We start from the raw sequence: 14,559 nt of genomic DNA on the forward strand, positions 1-14,559 counted from the left end.
GCCCAGCCACAACCGCGCGGCGACGGGCTCACCATCCGGGATCGCCCGTAGCGGAACCCAGGTGCCCGAGGTCGGGGCGGACGAACTCACCGGCGACTAGAGCGGCGGCGTGGCCGCCTGTCGCCCGTCGTGCCGGCCGACAGGCGACGTTCGACGATGCTCAGCGCGCGCTCGGCCCATCGAATGTTCTCCTCTTCGAACGAGATTCCGCGCATCAACGTCAGGTAGGGTCCAACTCTTTCGGTCTGGGCCAGGTAGTCGCCTTCGGTGCGTCCGTCCAGCATTCGCGCTCGCAATCGTTCGTAGCGTTGCACTTTGGCGCCCGCCCAGTGCAGGCGTTCGCGAATGAATTCCCGGACCGCCTCGATGTCTCCGGCGTCGGCGGCCTGGACCTTGACCAGCAGTTCGTCGCGGATGACCGAGGGCTTCGGTGCCTGCGCCGTGAACCGCCGGATCGCGTCCCGGCCGGCCTCGGTCAGCGAGAACATGCGCTTGTTGGGCCGGCGCTCTTGATGCACCACTCGGGCCTGGATGAGGCCTTGCTCAGCGAGCCGGTCGAGTTCGCGATACAGCTGCTGCGGGGTGGCCGGCCAGAAGTTGGCGACCGAGGCGTCGAAGCCTTTGGCCATGTCGTATCCGGACGATTCGCCCTCGAGCAGGGCGGCCAACACCGCGTCACGCAGCGACATTGGTCGATGCTACAACGATGCGATTAGTCAACAAAGTGACCAACCACACCCTGGACAGCGCGCGCCCGGCACCCTAGCGTCGAGCACACTTACTCAACAAGTTGATTATGTGAGGCCGCAGATGCACCCGTTCCGCAAAGCCGTCGAAGAGCGCGACGAGAAGAGCATCCAGGCGATGCTGGCCGACTCCGTGGTCTTCACCAGCCCGGTGGCCTTCAAGCCCTACGTCGGCAAGCCGATCACGGCCGCCATCCTGCGCGGGGTGTTGCGAATCTTCGAGGACTTCCACTACATCCGCGAGATCCACGACCCCGAAGGCCGCGACCACGCCTTCGTGTTCGAGACCGGAATAGTTGGGGTGCCGGGGGTGACGATCACCGGATGCGACTTCCTGCACTTCAACGACGACGGTCTGATCGACGACTTCATGGTGATGGTGCGGCCGCTGTCGGGCGCGACGGCTCTGTCCGAGGCGATGGGTGCGCAGTTTGAACGCATCCAACAGGAGGCGCTCGAATTGGCCAATCAATCCGGCACCGCGTAGAAGTAATGACCATGCGGATTGGACTGAGCGTCAACTATGCGGGCGGCTTCAAGGATGTGGCCGTCGAAGTGGCCGACCTGGAACGCGCCGGACTGGACATAGTCTTTGTCCCCGAGGCATATTCGTTCGACGCGGTGAGCGCACTGGGCTACCTGGCCGCGAGCACTCAACGGGTCGGGCTGGCCTCGGGCATCCTGCAGCTCTACACCCGAACCCCCACCCTGACCGCGATGACCGCGGCCGGCCTGGACTACGTCTCCGATGGCCGGTTCACTCTGGGCCTGGGCGCGTCCGGACCGCAGGTCATCGAGGGGTTCCACGGTGTTCCCTACGATGCTCCGATCGGCCGGACTCGCGAAGTCATCGAGATCTGCCGCCAGGTGTGGCGACGCGAGACCGTGCAACACCAAGGCAAGCACTACACGATCCCGCTGCCCGCCGGCCAGGGCACCGGACTCGGCAAGCCGCTCAAGCTGATCAATCAGCCTGTCCGAGAGCGCATTCCGATACTGGTGGCCGCGCTGGGGCCTAAGAATGTCGAACTGGCGGCCGAGATCGCCGAGGGCTGGCAACCCATCTTCTATCTGCCCGAGAAGGCGAAGGACGTGTGGGGGGATTCGCTGGCCGCCGGCCGGGCCAAGCGCGACCCCGACCTGGGTGAGCTCGACATCTACGCCGGTCCCGTGCTGGCCATTGGCGAAAATGTCGAGCCGCTAAGGGAATTCGTCAAACCGCACCTGGCGCTCTACATCGGCGGGATGGGTGCCAAGGGCAAGAACTTCTATCATGCGCTGGCCACGAAGTACGGCTACGGACCGCAAGCCGACCGGATTCAGGAGCTCTACCTGGCGGGTGATAAAGAGGGCGCCGCCAAGGTGGTGCCCGACGATCTGGTGCGAGACGTCAACTTGATCGGTACCCGCGAGTTCGTCAAGGAACGTCTGGCGGCCTTCCGTGAGGCGGGGGTGACCACCCTCAACGTGGCGCCCATCGCGGCCACGACGGCTGAGCGAATCAAGCTGATCGAGACGTTGCGCCAACTGGTTTGATCATCACCCGCGTGCCGGGCCCGCTCCGTCCTGGCGGTGACTATCCCGCCGTAACCGGACCGCCCTGGCGACGGCCGCCGCCAATGCCAGCACCGCCATCACGGACAAAATCACCAGCGAGGCCGCGGACCCGACGGTGGCCAATATCAGCGGAAGCGCAAAGCCGACGTACGTGACGACGTAGAACACTCCGGTCAGGGCGCCGCGCAGGTGTGGCGGCGCGGCGGCCTCCAGGTCGATCAAGCCTTCGCGTAGGCACAGGCCGGATGCGCAGCCGAGGACAAGCAAGAGCGGCAGGCCCAACGCCGGGGTCACGGCCGGCGGCGCCAGCGCGGCCATCGCGTAGCCGAGCGCTGCCAGCATCGCACCGGCGGTACCGGCCTGCGGCCCCCACCGCAGCGCGCGCGCCAGCACTTGTACGACACCGCTGACGCCGTTGACGACCAGGGTGGCCATGCCGGCCGCCATCGGGGCCGCCAGCGCGGTGTGCAACCGGGTGGGGATCGTGACGAATCCCAGTGTTGCCGAGGCGTACACCCACGGCGCCAGCGGCATGGCCCAACTCAGGGCCCGGCTCAATCCCTGCGCCGCCGGGGCTGTCGGCGCCGCTCGTCCCGAGTCGTAGTCCTTCGCCGGCCGGGTCACCTCGATGCGTCGCGCCGCGCCGACGACGGCGACCGTTGCCAGGACGACAATGGCGGCGGCGACGCCGAACGACACGCGGATGCCGGATGGCCCGGCCGACACGATAAAGCCCCCGGCGAATGGCCCCAGGGCGAAACCGGCCGTGAGTACCGCTCCGGCGGCCGCGGCACCGGCGGGGCCTCGCAGATCTGAAGCCCACGCGGTGCATGAGCTGATGGCGAGGCCCACACCGACGCCGACGATCAGGCGACCCAGCAGCAGGGCCTCCGTGTGCTGGGACAGCAGCATCACCGTCGTCCCCGCCAAGGCGGCCGCCGAACCGGCCAGCGCCACCGACCGCCGCCCGAGCGCGTCCGACGTGCGCCCGCCGATCAGCAACCCGGGCAGCAGGCCCACCGCGTAGATGCCGAAGATCCCGTCGAGCGTGGCCGTGGTGAGGTGCTCACCGTCGCTGATCACCGGCATCAAACCGACGAAGTGGTTGGCCACCCATCCCGTTGCCAGCAGCAGAGCCAACACGCTGACGAACAGCGCCTGACCTCCCGCCGGCTGGTGTCCCGTTCGGGCACCGCCCTCCTGGCCGATGCGCACATTCGACGAGGTCACCGAGGTCCTCCCTCCCAAAACCAGAGTGCATCTGCGACCGGCCGACCTTGGTAGAACGCGACGTCACCTGGGCAGTTATTCCCGCTGAGCGCGATGACACCGCGGCGGCACCGCGATGCCGACGGTGCGAAGCCCGCCTGCAAACACGGCGATCGCCGGTTCGGATACCCCATCGGGGTTTGAAATCAGGCGATTTGGTGTACTGATACCACTACTCGCACCCAGGAAGGCAAATGATGAAGTACATTGCGGCAGCCACGATCGCGATCTCCGTCTTGCTGTCCAGCGCGTGTTCGGCCTCACAGGTCATCAACACCGGCGGCGACACCAAGTGCAAAGACTTCACCACGCAGGACGAAAAGAAGCAGAACGACGAAGTCAGCAAGATGCTCAAAGACAAGAGCGGTGCCGACCCGACCAATGTGGAGATCTCCGCAACGCGGCTCTCGGCCATGACGTACTGCCAGACACTCGGCAAGCCGGACACCAAGATCTCCGAGGCACCGCACGGCTGACGGAGCCCGCCCCGGGCCGGTTCCGGTCGGGAGCCGGTTGTACGCAATCCGCAACTGCGCAGCGGGATTTCGCGGTGTCCGACACGGCGGTTACTACGGCGCGGCTAACCCTCGCTTTCGACGACGGGGGACCGGGATCGATAAACGCCGGGTGAAAGAGACTGTGCCACGAACGCATTGGCGGTCAACGTCAGGCGCGAAGGTCCGCTCCGGACAATTTGGACCGTTGAACGCGCCGCCCCCATAACCGGGAGCGCGCTTTACCCGCGGTCGCCACGCTGGCCTCGACCTCCCCTGCAGGACGATCGGAAGGGGCGGCCGTTGCACAATCGTCCCCAAAATGCCGTCACGCTGCGTCGGCGCACCCGCACAATGACGCGATGCACACCGCTGACGGTTCCCGTCGATGCCTGTTGGCCATCGCGTTGCTGGTTGCATCGGTGGGATGCGGCGAACCGGCACACAACCGCGGTGCACCGGCGTCAGACGGCGATTTCGCGGGTCCGGTCGAGATCGGCAATGGCCGGCACATTTATCTCGAATGTCACGGAAAGGGTGGTCCGACAGTCATTTTGGAGTCCGGCTATCACAACTCGTCGGATCCGTGGGATCACTCCGATGCCGCGACGCCGGCAACGGGTCCGGCCGTGCTGCCTGCCCTCGCCACCGACCACCGCGTCTGCGCCTATGACCGGCCCGGCACCCTGCGCTATCCCGATCCGCCCAGCATCACCGACCGCAGTTCACCGGTTGCGATGCCACGCACCGCGCAGGACGTGGTCCAGGACCTGCACGCGTTACTCGCCGCCGCGCATCTTCCCGCCCCGTACACGTTGGTCGGGCATTCGCTGGGCGGGTTGTTCATCCGGCTGTATGCCCAGACCTATCCCGACCAGGTGCGGGCGTGCGCGTTCGTCGACGCCTTTCCGGTCGAGATTCCGGGCCTGATGGGATCGGATTGGCCGATGTATCGCCAGGCGCTGGACCAGCCGTTGCCGCAGTTCGCGAATTCGCCGTCGTTCGAGGTGATCGACATCGACAAGAGCGTCGCGCAGGTCGGTGCGGCCCCGACGTTCCCGCCCGTCCCCACCGTCGTATTGACCAGGACCGAGCCGTTCGCGATCCCCGGCACCGTCTCGGCCGAGCAGAGCGCGAAGCTCGAGCAGGTGTGGAGAGAGGCGTCGGCGGATCTGATCGCGCTGCGGCCACAGACACCGCACATGATCGCGACCGGCAGCGACCACTTCATCCAAATCCACCAGCCCGACCTGGTGGTGGCCGGCGTACGTCTGGCGATGCAGAGATCGGACCCGCACCGCTGACGCCGCCGGTGTGCGCCGCACCGGGTGTCAGCTCCGACTCAGAAGAACGTGCCGGCATACGGTGCGCCGGGCACTGCGAACAGTCGATCGGCCACATCCAGCGCCGCCGAATCGTCAGCCCGGGCCAGCCCGGCCGCGGCGAGACTGCGCCAGCTCGTGCCGCCGAGCAGTGCGGCACCCAACCCCTGGATCCCGACGTGGACGTCGGCGCGACGGGTCGTCGGTTCGGCCCCGTCCCCGGTGATCGTGAACGTCGCCGAATTATCCGGCAACACTGGATCGTTCACCGCGATCGTGACGGTTCCGCCGTCAACATAGGATCGCGCCGTCAGCGCACGCTCCGCATCGATGACGCGCAGCCATGTCTCGTCGTGCACCGCGGTAACCTTCGTCGCCCGGCGGTCAACGAACAGCCACGGCAACGCGTTGTCGATAGGTAGCATCCAAAACACCACTCGGTGAACGAGATCCAGGCCGAGCAGGAAACGCAGTAAACCGAGAAAGGCGTCTGTGGTGGGCGCGAAGAAGTCCTCGACCACGATGGTGCGCTGGTCGCTGACGAACCAATTTTCGGTGCCGGTGGGTCGGTAACGGACGAAACCCGACTCGGCGCCCGGTTCGCCGTGGGCGGCGACATACCAAGCCCCGGAGGATGATTCGGCGCGAAGCCGAGCGCTTTCCCACCACACCCCGGGCCGGTCGATCGTTCCGGGGCGATACGGACGATTGGCGTCATAGATGCGGGGCAGGATCTCCCAGACTTCGGCGGCATCGAGCAGCCGCACCGGACCACCGAGGCCGACGCCGGGGCGGAACGCCGCCCGCGCGCTCATGATCTCCACGCTTTGAAAACAACTCGCCACGCCGTAGCCGTACCGCTCGTAGATCGTCGCCTCCGACGCCCGCAACGATGCGACCACCTCACCGCGCGCCGCGATGTCATGCAGCTGGTGCCGGATCAATTCGGTGGCAATGCCTCTTCGGGTGAATGACGGCAGCACCCCGATGTGTGTCACGGCGGCGTGGCTCACCGTGGCCCCGCCGGGAAGGGTCAGGGTGCTCGTCACCGCGTCGGCGGTGCCGACGAGTTGCCCCTCGACGAATGCGCCGATGGTGCGGCCGGGGTCGAGCAGCTTGGTGATCTGGCCGGGCGACAGGTTCGACAGCGGCGGCAAACCCACCATCGCGGTGCGGAACAATCTGGCCGCGGCGACGAGGTCGTCCTCGGTATCGAGGGTCCGGATCTTGGTGGTCATTCGGCCATCATGTCGCGCTGGGCGCACGGAGTCACCCGACGGGCGTGATCCCCGCGTTGGAGATCGTGAAGCCATGGCCCGACGAAATCGTGCAGGTGACTCCGTCCGTCGTGGATCCACAACTGAATGGGCCGATTCCGGCGGTTTGGCCGTAGGCGAGAACCGGCGTGCCGATTCCCGCGTTGCCGATGCAGGAAATGCCCGTGCAGTTGGTGACCACTCCGGCGGTGGACAGACGCGCGGACGCGGGCGGTTCGTTGGTTTGGCAGTAGGCCTCGTCGGGGATGCCGGGATCCCGCTTGTAGTTGACCTCACAACTGATGTTGCGCGACGGAGACAAGAAGGCGCACACCGACGCCGTGCACGTCGGGTTGTCCGCGATCGCCCGGGGCGCCCCCGCACAGCAGCCAACGACGACGAATCCGAGTGCCGCAATGACCGCACGCTTCACGTCTGCCCCTAACGGTTGGTGTGCCGCAGAAGGTATCAGACGCAATCCAATTGCGGGCCCGCTAACGGATAGGCAACCCGGTCAGCGCCCGGGAGACGACCAGGCGCTGGATCTCGCTGGTGCCCTCGAAGATGGTGAAGATCTTCGCGTCGCGGTGCATCCGCTCCACCGGGTAGTCGCGGGTGTATCCGTTGCCGCCCAGGATCTGTATCGCCTCGTCGGTGACGTAGACCGCGGTTTCGCTGGCCACCAGCTTGGCCATCGACCCCTCTGCCGAGTCGAAGGATTGGTTGTTGCGCGCCATCCATCCGGCTCGCCACACCAGCAATCGGGCGGCGTCGATCCGGCATTTCATGTCCGCCAGCTTGAACGCCACCGCCTGGAATTCACCGATCTTGCGGCCGAATTGCTCACGCTGGCAGGCATAGTCGAGGGCGTACTCGTAGGCGGCCCGGGCCACGCCGACGGCCATCGCACCGACCGTGGGCCGGGTGCGCTCAAAGGTCTTCATCGCGGCCTGCCCGCGCGCGGAGGCGCCGGATTTGACGCGGGCGATCCGCGCTTCGAACTTCTCGCGGCCGCCGAGGATGTGGTCTTCGGGGAGGCGGACGTCGTCGAGCACCACCTCGGCGGTGTGCGAAGCGCGGATCCCGTGCTTCTTGAATTTCTGGCCCTGCGCCAGCCCCTTGACACCCGCCGGGACAACGAACGTCGCCTGGCCGCGGGTGCCGAGTTCGGGATAAACCGATGCCACCACGATGTGCACGTTGGCGATACCGCCGTTGGTCGCCCAGGTCTTGGTGCCGTTGAGGACCCATTCATTGGTCGCCTCGTCGTAGCGCGCCCGGGTGCGGATGGCGCCGACGTCGGAGCCCGCGTCGGGTTCGGACGAGCAGAACGCACCGAGCTTGGGTTCGTCGGCGGTGCCGAACATTTCGGGCAGCCAGCGGCCCAACTGCTCGGGGGTTCCGTTGCCGGCCAGCGCCGCCGCGGCGAGCCCGGTGCCCATGATGGACAGCGCGATACCCGCGTCACCCCAGAACAGTTCCTCGAACACGGTCAACATGCCCAGGCCGGTTGGCTCGGCCGCCTGCTGCGCGAACAGGTCGGGGGAGTAAAGCCCCACCTTGGCCGCCTCCTGGATCACCGGCCACGGTGTTTCCTCTCGTTCATCCCATTCCGCGGCGGCGGGACGGACGACATCGGCCGCGAACTGGTGCACCCAGTCACGGACCTCGATCACGTCGTCGCTGAGTTGCAGTGAAAATGTCACAGCTCTACTCCTGAATCATTGGTATTCAACGGGTTTCGTGGATTTGCGTATTGCGCGAGGACGCTGACGGTCTGGTTGACCCACGCCTCGAAATACCGTTCCTCATCGGTGTTGCCGGGTATCCGGCCGGTGAGCGCTTGCAGCGTCGCGGCGTAAGACAGCGACCCGATCGCGACGGCCGCGGCCGCTTCCGGGTCGGGAATGCTGGTGCGGCCGGACCGATTCGATGCGGCCAGTTCGTCGGCGAAGCGTTGGTAGGCGTTGTCGGTGATCACCTGCCACGTCTTCTCGTCGAGATCGCCGAGCTCGTCGGGTTCGCGCAGCATGACCTTGAGCAGATCCTCGCTCTGCTTGAGGTTGCCCCAGATCAGCTGGCCGGCGATGCGCACCGCCCGCTCTACGCTTCCCGGTTGCCCCGCGTCGTACTGCTCCCGCGCGGCCACGATGCTGTCGATCCGGTGTGCGACCGCGGCCTCGAGCAGTTCGCGCTTGGAGCCGAAGTGCTTGTAGAGCGCGCCCGAGCCGGGCGCCAGGCCCGACTCACGCTGGATGTCGGCCACCGACGTCGCGGCGTAGCCCTTGGCGGCAAACAGCCGCAGCGCGGCGGACAGCAACCGGTCACGTCCCCGGCCAGGTCCAGCGAGCATGGTGAGAGAGTACTCACTCACCCTGGTTGAGGCAAAATCGGCCCGATTCCGGCACGTGCCGGAGCAGAGGGCCATGGCTAGCGTTAAATTCTTGCGAAACGCCACGGCGCTTGAACGCGCCGGACCGGTACTGCTGTGAGGGTTGTACTTAGGTTGGTTGACAAGGCCCACCCGGTCGGCCGGGTCCCCACCGTTGACGGCGAGCCACTGAAGGAGCCTGACATTCGCGTCCTACCGCGTGTACAGCTGCCGATGCGGGTGCTGTCGCTGCGCACCATCGTCATCGTCGCCGCCATATCGGTGATGACCCTCGTCGTCCTGCTGGGCACCTGGGTGTGGGTGGGCGTGACCAACGATCAGTACAACCAGCTCGATCGCCGGCTCGATTCGGTCAGCAGTCTGGGCGACATCAGTAGCCTGCTCAACAATGCGGAGCACACGAGACCGGACCGGCCCGCACCCGACGGCAACCTGGTGCGCACCGCGCGCATCGGGGACGTCACCGTGTCTGTACCCAGCAGCATTGTGTTGCCCCAGCTTCCCGACGGCTATGCCAACACCACGATCAACGGGGTGCAGTACCGCGTCCGCACCTTCACTGCGGGCAAGGCCTCCATCGCGCTGGCCGCGCCGTTGGCCGAGGCCCAGCATCGGATCAACGAACTGCATCTGCGGGTGTTGCTGATCTGTGCCAGCGTGATCGGCGGCACCGTGGTCGTGGGATGGGTGATCTCGCTGATCATGGTCAATCCGTTCCTGCTGCTGGCTCAGCAGGCCCGCGCCATCAACGCCCAGTCCAGTCCCGACGAGGTCCAGGTTCGCGGCGTGCGCGAGGCCGTGGAGATCGCCGAGGCGGTCGAGGGGATGCTGGCCCGCATAGGTAAGGAGCAGCAGCGCACCAAGGCCGCGCTTGAATCGGCACGCGACTTCGCCGCGGTCGCCTCCCACGAGTTGCGCACGCCGTTGACCGCCATGCGCACCAACCTAGAGGTGCTGTCCACCCTGGACCTGCCGCCCGAGCAGCGTCACGAGGTCATCGGCGACGTCATCCGCACCCAGAGCCGCATCGAAGCCACCCTGACCGCCCTGGAGCGGCTGGCTCAGGGCGAACTGACCACCGTCGACGACTTCGTCCCGTTCGACATCACCGAGCTTTTGGATCGTGCCGCTCACGACGCGCTGCGCATCTACCCCGATGTGGAGGTGTCGCTGGTGCCCTCGCCGACGGTGCTGATGATCGGGCTGCCCACCGGGCTGCGGCTGGTGATCGACAATGCCATCGCCAACGCCGTCAAGCACGGCAATGCCGATAAGATCCAGCTGACCGTCGGTAGTTCCGGTGAGGGCGTGGAGATCGCGATCGACGACAACGGCACCGGCATCCCGGAATCCGAACGCGCCACGGTCTTCGAACGCTTTGCCCGCGGTTCGACGGCCTCGCGGTCGGGGTCGGGGCTGGGCCTGGCGCTGGTCGCCCAGCAGGCCGAATTGCACGGCGGCACAGCGGCATTGCAGACCAGCCCGCTCGGCGGCACTCGGCTGTTGCTGCGGCTGGCCGGTGATGGGCGTGGTCCGGCGTAGCGGCGGGCCGCTCGTGGCAACCCGCCCCCTGGGCGCGAACACACTCGATATCGGACAATGAGCCATGCTCGGCCACCTGGGCATCAACGTGCCCGACCTGTCAGCCGCAAAACGGTATTACGACGCGCTGATGCCCTTTGTCGGCTTTGAGCCGTTCTTTCATGCCGACGACGAGTTTTCTTATCGGCCCGCTGAAAACAAACCGGGCACTTTCCTGTTCTTCTATCCAGCGGTCGAGCCGCACGAGTACTCGTCGCAGCAAACCGGGCTGCAACACCTGGCATTCATTGTGCGGCGTCGGTCCGCGGTGCACGCCGTGCACGATCACGTCGTCCGGGTCGGCGACACCGTCATCCACCCGCCTCGCCATTTCCCGCAATATCCCGGCCATTATTTCGCCACCTTTTGGTACGACCCATTCGGCATCAAACTGGAAGCCGTATGCCACCACGACCGCGACTAAATCAAAGCGCTGCGACGGAACCGTCGCGAGGTGACCGAGGTGCATTTGTGACTGTCGAGTCGTGAGTGGCGACTGGGGTTTATAAACGACTCCTTCTGGGGATCCAGTGCTTTCACGCTTAAGACCAGGGATGCTTAACTGAATTCCGGGCTTTACTCCGCGTAAAACGGAGTGAATACAAGATCAACGAAACCGCATTACACTGAGGCCCCAAGCACGTGCATTCGGGGTTGAGCGTTCGGAGGGAAATCATGGGTTTTGTTACGTCGGTGCAGTCAGAGGCGGTTGTGGCGTCGGCGGGCGCCGAATCGGCCATCAGCGCGGAGACCGAGGCGGCGGCGTCGGCGGCCGCGCCCGTCCTGCTGGGAGTGCTACCGATGGGCGGCGACCCCGACTCGGCCATGTTCGCGGCGGCGCTCAACGCCTGCGGTGGTAGCTACCTCGGCGTAGTGTCCGAGCACGCCGCCCAGCGCGGCCTGTTCGCCGGCACGCAGAGCATCGCCTCGAGCACGTACGTCGTCACCGAGCTGATGCGCAGCCTGACGATGGCAATCGGGGCTTAGAACCAAGCGACGTTAGAGGGGGAAGTACGCATGGCCGATCCGGGGTGGGCTGCGCGTACGCCTGAGGAGAACGACCTGCTGCTCAAGGCGGGGGCCGGCGTCATCACTCACTTGGCGAACCAGGCCGCCTGGACCGCATTGGCAGCCACCCATCACGGCTCGAGCATCGCGTCGACGATCAATACGGTTGCGACGTCGGCGAGTTGGACGGGCTCGGGTTCCTTGGCCTCGGCGGCAAACGCGACCGCGCTGAACGCGTCGCTGCACGGGCTGGCCGGCTGGGTCGATGTCAAGCCTGCGGTGGTGTCGACCGCGGTCTCGGCGTACCAGATGGCATATGGCTCGATGCGCCCCGCTCCCGAATGCATTGAGAACCGCACCGAGACCGCCACCGATTACGGCATCAACCCGTTGGTTCTCGGCGCATTGACCCCGCGAATCACCTCTTTGGAGCTCGAGTACTTCGGGTCGATGTGGCCGAACAACTCCGCCGTCGGGGCCAGCTACGGAACGATCCTGACGGCCTTGGCGCAAAGCCTGACCATTCCGCCGCCGGTCGCGACCATGGGTGCCTCGCCGGCCGCGCCCGCGCAGGCGGCAGCGGCGATCGGCGAGTCGGCCGCCGACGAAGGGGCCGGCGACGGCATGCGCGCCGCCATGCAGGGCGCCCAGACGGGGACGCAGGGGGCCGGTCAGGCGGCCTCGGGTGGCCAGGACTTCATGAGTCAGGCCGGCTCGTTGATGCAGCCGGCGCAGCAGTTGATGGGCGCGGTCCCGCAGGTCATGCAGGCTCCGATGCAAATGATGCAGGCGCCGATGCAGATGATGCAGCCGCTGATGGGCATGTTCGCCAACCCCGGCGCGATGGGCATGGGCGGGGCGACACCCGCGGTATCGGCGGTCTCGGCGACCAGCGGACTGTCCGCGGCGGAAGCCGGCGCGGGCGGGGGCGCATCCCTGGGCGGCGCTGGCATGCCCGCGACCAGTTTCACCCGTCCGGTCAGCGCCTTCGAGCCCGCCACCAGTGGCCGGCCGGTGGGGCTGCGGCCGGCCGGGGCGTTAGGCGCCGAGGCCATGCGACCGCAGACCACGACGATGGGTGGTGCCCCGATGGGCGGTATGCCCGTGGGGCACGGGGCGGGAGGCGAACGCGGCTCCCGTGACAAAGCCGACCAGCCCGCGACCGTGCGGGTGGTCGACGCTCGAGTGTGAAGCGAACCCCCTGGTGAAAGGTGAATCGACAGGTCCAAATAGCCGCCATACACTTCGCTTCATGCCCTCACGGGGGGCGGCCCACCGGAGAAGGAGAATTCCGTGACAATCAAAGTGACACCGCAAATGCTTCGTGATGCTTCCAACGCTATCCAGGCGAACATGGAGCACGCGATCGGGATTGGCCAGGGATACGTCGCGAATCAGGAAAACGTGATGAATCCGTCCACCTGGTCTGGTGCGGCTGTGACCGCATCGCACGCCACGGCCATCGAAGTCCAAAACGACTTGAACAAAGTCTTGACCGGCGGCACGCGCCTGGCCGAGGGCCTTACCAAGGCGGCGGCACTGATGGAGGGCCACGAGGCGGATTCCTCGCACGCCTTTAGCGCGCTATTCGGCGGCCACGGCTCCTGAGCTCCCATTCATTCGCAATTCCCTTAATGGTCTTTTGAAAGGAAATCCACAATGTCCGACCCGATCACCTATAACCCGGGAGCCGTAGCCGACTTCGCCACCGATGTCGCCTCCCGCGCCGGCCAGTTGCAATCGATTTTCGACGACACCTCCAACCGCACGCACGCCCTGCAGGAATTCTTCGCCGGCCACGGGGCATCGGGCTTCTTCGAGGCCCAGGCGCAGATGCTGTCGGGGCTGCAAGGTCTCATCGACACCATCCGCCAGCACGGGGTGACGACCTCCCACGTGCTGGACAACGCCCTCAGCACGGACCAGCACATCGCCGGTCTTTTCTGAGCCCACACCAGGACAAGCGAAGGTGGGGCAGATGCGCCGAGCGTGTGTGCCCCACCTTTGGTCTCTTGTCCGCCCATCCGGGGATTCGCTCAGTGAGGGCAAGGCGACATGCTGACAACGACGGTCGACGGCCTCTGGGTGTTGCAGGCGGTCACGGGGATCGAGCAGACCTGCCCTGAACTGGGGTTGCGACCGATGCTGCCGCGCCTGGACACCCCGGAGCGGGCGCTGGGCCACCCCGCCGCCGCCGAGTTGGTGGCCGCCGGTGCGCTCGATGATGCCGGCACCGTCGACCCGATGATTCGTGAGTGGCTGACCGTCCTGTTGCGGCGCGACCTGGGACTGCTGGTGATGATGGGAGTCCCGGGCCGGGAGCCGACGCGTGCATCGATCTGCCGCTTCGCGACGTGGTGGGTGGTCCTGGAACGCCATGGCGACCTGGTTCGTCTGTATCCCGCCGGCACGGCCGGCAACGAGGCGTCGGCCAGCGACCTCGTGGTCGGTCAGATCGAGCGGCTGTGCGGGGTGGCCGAGGCGGCGCCGCTGCGGCCGGTCACGCTGGACACCGAGCAATTGCTGAATTCGGTGCGCGACACCGCCAGCCTGCGAGCGTTCCTGCTCGAACAGCGCCTCGACGCCGACCAGTTGCAGATGGTCCTGACGGCCGCCGACCCGGCCCGGTCCGCGCACGCAAACATCGTCGGGCTGCAGGCCGGTGTCGGGCCGGACGAATTGGCGCGGATAGCGGTCGGCGATTCGGCGGTGTCGATCGTCGACACCCCGGCGGGACGGATCTGCATCGAAAGCGTCACCTCGGGGCAGCGTCAGTACCAGATTCTCTCGCCCGGTTCGCGCACCGATATCGGGGGAGCGATTCAGCGGCTCATCCGCCGGTTGCCCGCGGGCGACGAGTGGCACTCATATCGGCGAGTGGTCTGACGGTGCGATGCGTAGCGAACCGATGAAACTAACTGAGATAACCAAAGT

The 14,559-nt window shown here is 66.3% G+C and carries 17 protein-coding genes; 11 read left to right on the forward strand and 6 right to left on the reverse strand.

The window, feature by feature from the left end; translation table 11 throughout:
- Positions 1-86: 86 nt before the first annotated feature.
- Positions 87-689 (reverse strand): PadR family transcriptional regulator, encoded by a 603-nt coding sequence (locus G6N50_RS21640; protein ID WP_083094375.1) that lies wholly within the window; start codon positions 687-689, stop codon positions 87-89.
- A 121-nt stretch (positions 690-810) separates the two neighbouring features.
- On the opposite strand from G6N50_RS21640, the gene G6N50_RS21645 reads away from it, so the two are divergent.
- Entirely contained in the window at positions 811-1,233 is a 423-nt protein-coding gene (locus G6N50_RS21645; RefSeq protein ID WP_083094374.1) for a nuclear transport factor 2 family protein, read from the forward strand.
- Positions 1,234-1,244: 11 nt separating this feature from the next.
- Positions 1,245-2,282 carry an LLM class F420-dependent oxidoreductase gene (locus tag G6N50_RS21650; protein WP_083094554.1) on the forward strand — a complete coding sequence of 346 codons (1,038 nt, stop codon included), beginning with the start codon at positions 1,245-1,247 and terminating at the stop codon, positions 2,280-2,282.
- A 3-nt stretch (positions 2,283-2,285) separates the two neighbouring features.
- On the opposite strand, the gene G6N50_RS21655 is transcribed toward G6N50_RS21650, so the two are convergent.
- Positions 2,286-3,533, reverse strand: coding sequence for an MFS transporter (locus G6N50_RS21655; RefSeq protein WP_083094373.1), 1,248 nt, complete (start codon positions 3,531-3,533; stop codon positions 2,286-2,288).
- A 233-nt stretch (positions 3,534-3,766) separates the two neighbouring features.
- On the opposite strand from G6N50_RS21655, the gene G6N50_RS21660 reads away from it, so the two are divergent.
- Positions 3,767-4,048: a hypothetical protein gene (locus G6N50_RS21660; protein WP_083094372.1), complete on the forward strand. Its 282-nt coding sequence runs from the start codon at positions 3,767-3,769 to the stop codon at positions 4,046-4,048.
- Between the two features lie 380 nt (positions 4,049-4,428).
- Positions 4,429-5,370 carry an alpha/beta fold hydrolase gene (locus G6N50_RS21665; protein WP_083094371.1) on the forward strand — a complete coding sequence of 314 codons (942 nt, stop codon included), beginning with the start codon at positions 4,429-4,431 and terminating at the stop codon, positions 5,368-5,370.
- Positions 5,371-5,408: 38 nt separating this feature from the next.
- On the opposite strand, the gene G6N50_RS21670 is transcribed toward G6N50_RS21665, so the two are convergent.
- The 4 genes from G6N50_RS21670 to G6N50_RS21685 all read right to left on the reverse strand — a co-directional run bounded on the left by G6N50_RS21670 (position 5,409) and on the right by G6N50_RS21685 (position 8,997).
- Positions 5,409-6,626, reverse strand: a complete 1,218-nt coding sequence (locus G6N50_RS21670; protein WP_083094370.1) for a GNAT family N-acetyltransferase — start codon at positions 6,624-6,626, stop codon at positions 5,409-5,411.
- A 31-nt stretch (positions 6,627-6,657) separates the two neighbouring features.
- Positions 6,658-7,077: a hypothetical protein gene (locus tag G6N50_RS21675; protein WP_083094369.1), complete on the reverse strand. Its 420-nt coding sequence runs from the start codon at positions 7,075-7,077 to the stop codon at positions 6,658-6,660.
- Between the two features lie 61 nt (positions 7,078-7,138).
- Positions 7,139-8,350 (reverse strand): acyl-CoA dehydrogenase family protein, encoded by a 1,212-nt coding sequence (locus G6N50_RS21680; RefSeq protein ID WP_083094368.1) that lies wholly within the window; start codon positions 8,348-8,350, stop codon positions 7,139-7,141.
- Positions 8,347-8,997 (reverse strand): TetR/AcrR family transcriptional regulator, encoded by a 651-nt coding sequence (locus G6N50_RS21685; RefSeq protein ID WP_083094367.1) that lies wholly within the window; start codon positions 8,995-8,997, stop codon positions 8,347-8,349. Before G6N50_RS21685 ends, G6N50_RS21680 begins: the two co-directional genes overlap by 4 nt.
- A gap of 252 nt (positions 8,998-9,249) precedes the next feature.
- Here G6N50_RS21685 and G6N50_RS21690 point away from each other — a divergent pair, with 252 nt between their 5' ends.
- The 7 genes from G6N50_RS21690 (at position 9,250) to G6N50_RS21720 (ending at position 14,511) form a co-directional block, all read left to right on the forward strand.
- Complete coding sequence (locus G6N50_RS21690) at positions 9,250-10,578, forward strand: sensor histidine kinase (protein WP_083094366.1); 1,329 nt, start codon at positions 9,250-9,252, stop codon at positions 10,576-10,578.
- A 64-nt stretch (positions 10,579-10,642) separates the two neighbouring features.
- Positions 10,643-11,041, forward strand: a complete 399-nt coding sequence (locus G6N50_RS21695; RefSeq protein ID WP_083094365.1) for a VOC family protein — start codon at positions 10,643-10,645, stop codon at positions 11,039-11,041.
- Positions 11,042-11,292: 251 nt separating this feature from the next.
- The gene (locus tag G6N50_RS21700) at positions 11,293-11,604 is read left to right on the forward strand and encodes a PE domain-containing protein (protein WP_083094364.1); all 312 of its coding nucleotides are present in this window, start codon (positions 11,293-11,295) and stop codon (positions 11,602-11,604) included.
- Positions 11,605-11,634: 30 nt separating this feature from the next.
- Positions 11,635-12,816 (forward strand): PPE family protein, encoded by a 1,182-nt coding sequence (locus G6N50_RS21705; RefSeq protein WP_083094363.1) that lies wholly within the window; start codon positions 11,635-11,637, stop codon positions 12,814-12,816.
- Between the two features lie 102 nt (positions 12,817-12,918).
- The gene (locus G6N50_RS21710) at positions 12,919-13,233 is read left to right on the forward strand and encodes a WXG100 family type VII secretion target (protein WP_083094362.1); all 315 of its coding nucleotides are present in this window, start codon (positions 12,919-12,921) and stop codon (positions 13,231-13,233) included.
- Positions 13,234-13,284: 51 nt separating this feature from the next.
- A complete protein-coding gene (locus G6N50_RS21715; RefSeq protein ID WP_007771836.1) occupies positions 13,285-13,572 on the forward strand; it encodes a WXG100 family type VII secretion target in 288 nt (95 codons plus the stop codon).
- Between the two features lie 108 nt (positions 13,573-13,680).
- Positions 13,681-14,511 carry an ESX secretion-associated protein EspG gene (locus G6N50_RS21720; RefSeq protein WP_083094361.1) on the forward strand — a complete coding sequence of 277 codons (831 nt, stop codon included), beginning with the start codon at positions 13,681-13,683 and terminating at the stop codon, positions 14,509-14,511.
- The last annotated feature ends 48 nt before the right edge of the window (positions 14,512-14,559 follow it).

It is taken from the genome of Mycobacterium mantenii, from assembly GCF_010731775.1.
In the GTDB taxonomy this organism is placed as follows: Bacteria; Actinomycetota; Actinomycetes; order Mycobacteriales; family Mycobacteriaceae; genus Mycobacterium; species Mycobacterium mantenii.

What these genes read in the sequence shown, in the direction of transcription:
- G6N50_RS21645 (WP_083094374.1), top strand. Translation starts at nt 811, where the DNA reads ATGCACCCGTTCCGCAAAGCCGTCGAAGAGCGCGACGAGAAGAGCATC.
- G6N50_RS21640 (WP_083094375.1), bottom strand. Translation starts at nt 689, where the DNA reads ATGTCGCTGCGTGACGCGGTGTTGGCCGCCCTGCTCGAGGGCGAATCG.
- G6N50_RS21685 (WP_083094367.1), bottom strand. Translation starts at nt 8,997, where the DNA reads ATGCTCGCTGGACCTGGCCGGGGACGTGACCGGTTGCTGTCCGCCGCG.
- G6N50_RS21695 (WP_083094365.1), top strand. Translation starts at nt 10,643, where the DNA reads ATGCTCGGCCACCTGGGCATCAACGTGCCCGACCTGTCAGCCGCAAAA.
- G6N50_RS21720 (WP_083094361.1), top strand. Translation starts at nt 13,681, where the DNA reads ATGCTGACAACGACGGTCGACGGCCTCTGGGTGTTGCAGGCGGTCACG.
- G6N50_RS21665 (WP_083094371.1), top strand. Translation starts at nt 4,429, where the DNA reads ATGCACACCGCTGACGGTTCCCGTCGATGCCTGTTGGCCATCGCGTTG.
- G6N50_RS21660 (WP_083094372.1), top strand. Translation starts at nt 3,767, where the DNA reads ATGATGAAGTACATTGCGGCAGCCACGATCGCGATCTCCGTCTTGCTG.
- G6N50_RS21715 (WP_007771836.1), top strand. Translation starts at nt 13,285, where the DNA reads ATGTCCGACCCGATCACCTATAACCCGGGAGCCGTAGCCGACTTCGCC.
- G6N50_RS21690 (WP_083094366.1), top strand. Translation starts at nt 9,250, where the DNA reads ATGCGGGTGCTGTCGCTGCGCACCATCGTCATCGTCGCCGCCATATCG.
- G6N50_RS21700 (WP_083094364.1), top strand. Translation starts at nt 11,293, where the DNA reads ATGGGTTTTGTTACGTCGGTGCAGTCAGAGGCGGTTGTGGCGTCGGCG.
- G6N50_RS21670 (WP_083094370.1), bottom strand. Translation starts at nt 6,626, where the DNA reads ATGACCACCAAGATCCGGACCCTCGATACCGAGGACGACCTCGTCGCC.
- G6N50_RS21705 (WP_083094363.1), top strand. Translation starts at nt 11,635, where the DNA reads ATGGCCGATCCGGGGTGGGCTGCGCGTACGCCTGAGGAGAACGACCTG.
- G6N50_RS21650 (WP_083094554.1), top strand. Translation starts at nt 1,245, where the DNA reads ATGCGGATTGGACTGAGCGTCAACTATGCGGGCGGCTTCAAGGATGTG.